Consider the following 2,126-nt stretch of genomic DNA (forward strand, 5'->3'; position numbering starts at 1 on the left):
ACGCCGCCACAAAACTTATCTGGCTTGCCCTGCGCAATATCACAGCCGGATGGAGCCGCTCCGCTCACGATTGGAAGCAGGCCATGAACCAATTCGCTATCCTTTACGCGGATCGATTCGTTCGACCCCATCCGTGTGAATCTCACCCCCGCCTTGAACACGGAAATTCTGACACTCCCGCAGGCAGCGGCCAACGGGCAGAACAGACCGTTCAACCATGCCGTAGACCAGGGAGTCGATGAAGAAATCGACCTCCCCAAATTTTGCACGCTCTCGCGGATTGATACAAGACCCCCTGTCCAACGAATCCCTTCGCGTATAGCGTCGATTTTTCGCGGTGTTCGCCACTTTCTTCCTGTGCTCGTCTGATATTCAAATCGCATTGGTTACCGCCACGGAAGGGAATCATGGAACGCCTGACTGCATGGTTTCGACGATCCGCAGTTCCCGAGGCGGAAAAGCCCGCGGGTACTGCTACCCCGGGATCAAAGCCGCACCCTGAGAAGGCGCCTCACGAAGTTTCCAATGGCGTCTTGAATGGTCTCCAAGCACGCCCTGTCGCTGTTGCCTCGCCCATCGCACAGCCGACAACGATACGCCGCGCAGAATTGCCGCTAGCGGGCTATCTATACGCGCGCTCATCGATGCGCAAAACGATAGACGGAGATGAGGTGAAAGCCTTGCTTGACGCGCAGAAAACCATGGATGAAACGCGCACTGCGTTAAACAAGGGCCGCGGTAATGTCATTATAGATAACGAGAACACCAATTTCGACGCAGCTGGCCGCTCGTACGCAGTAATCACAGGCAAAGATCGCGTGCTTGAGGCGTTGCAAAATCAAGATTCTCCAAAAAATATCGCGGCTTTCAAGAGCGTTATACCCACTGCGGAGCTGACGCGATTCGGCCCGGATAACTCGCAGCCGCTCGCTAGTAAAATGGCTCTGGCGGCAGGAGCCAAAGTCAATGAGAGCGGTCAGTGCGACTCGCACGCCTTGTTGGGCTTGGCTCAACACGCCGCCAGAATGCAGCAAGGGCAGATAGCCCACGCGGTTTCATCGGACACTCCGTTTCCGCATATGTGGGGTCGTATCGATGCCGCCCGCGGCAAAGGGCGGGAAGTAGTATTCGACAGTTGGGCGGAGGGGCCCGCTGTGCTGGCGGAAGATTCGCGCCGCGAGTCGGGTTCCGAGAACATCAAAGAGGAACTGAGCCTTACCCCGGAAGGCAGCAAAGTATTTGCACAAGGCGTCGAAAAAATGGCAACTGGCATGCAGGCCAACAAGAGCGTCATGAAACACTTTCGCGGTGTTGCCAAGGAGCGAACCACTTTATTGCAGAAGGCCGCAACCAAGCCGAATTGGAATCACGCCGCCGTAAAGAATGCTCATTCCCCAATGCCCGTCCTTAGCGACGCGTTCATTTCTGAAGCAAAGCAAGCGGGAATTTTGGCCGCAGATCCGCACGCACGGGAAAGGGCACATCTTGGGAGCCAGATCCGAGGCGCGGGTGTCGCGCGCAATTTCGGGTTGAACGTCAAAGCGGCGACCAGCGATGCAACAATCAACGAAATTCAGGGTGCGTCTCAAGCACTACTAAACATCAAAACCTGAGGATGCTGTCGACGTATCGTGGGATTGCATTGATCGGCCAGTTCGACCAGTGACCTGAACGTCTGACGAGGTAGCCGCCATCCCGGCACTGTCTGTCTCATCCGTTTCAGGGCATCACGACTCACGCCGGGCCTCCACGGCCAGCACGTTACCCTCGGCGTCCATCGCCAGATGCATCACGCGGAAACCGGCGCCTGGCGTCCCACGAAGGGAAGTTGAGACATCGTTCCCCAATTCAAAGGCTCGTAAATCGGTAATTCTTTTGGCCGCTGTACCAGACTTTACTTTCCACCAGTGCGAACTAAACCTCAATCTTGTGGATGAAGTGAACAACTGGTTGTATATGAACGCGTCCCGATTGCGCCAGTGTTTCGTGTGTTCCGACAGGCGTTGGTGCACGGATAGGCAAACGAAAGACGGGAGTAATAGAATCGCGGTCCGTCCTGCTGGAAGCCCATGCATGCCCCACAAGCACAACGCCGCGCGCCGGCATGACATCCCGAAGATGGCCCA

The 2,126-nt window shown here is 56.2% G+C and carries 1 protein-coding gene and 1 pseudogene; both read left to right on the top strand.

All coding sequences use genetic code 11. The features are described 5' to 3' along the window. Nucleotides 1-128: pseudogene (locus GWC77_RS27475) on the top strand (IS256 family transposase); the annotation flags it as partial. A 279-nt stretch (nt 129-407) separates the two neighbouring features. After that, nucleotides 408-1,613: a hypothetical protein gene (locus tag GWC77_RS27480; RefSeq protein ID WP_173262565.1), complete on the top strand. Its 1,206-nt coding sequence runs from the start codon at nt 408-410 to the stop codon at nt 1,611-1,613. Nucleotides 1,614-2,126: the final 513 nt, after the last annotated feature.

It is taken from the genome of Paraburkholderia sp. NMBU_R16 (assembly GCF_013282575.1).
GTDB lineage: Bacteria > Pseudomonadota > Gammaproteobacteria > Burkholderiales > Burkholderiaceae > Trinickia.

Coding starts and splice junctions, on each gene's coding strand:
- GWC77_RS27480 (WP_173262565.1), top strand. CDS start 408: ATGGAACGCCTGACTGCATGGTTTCGACGATCCGCAGTTCCCGAGGCG.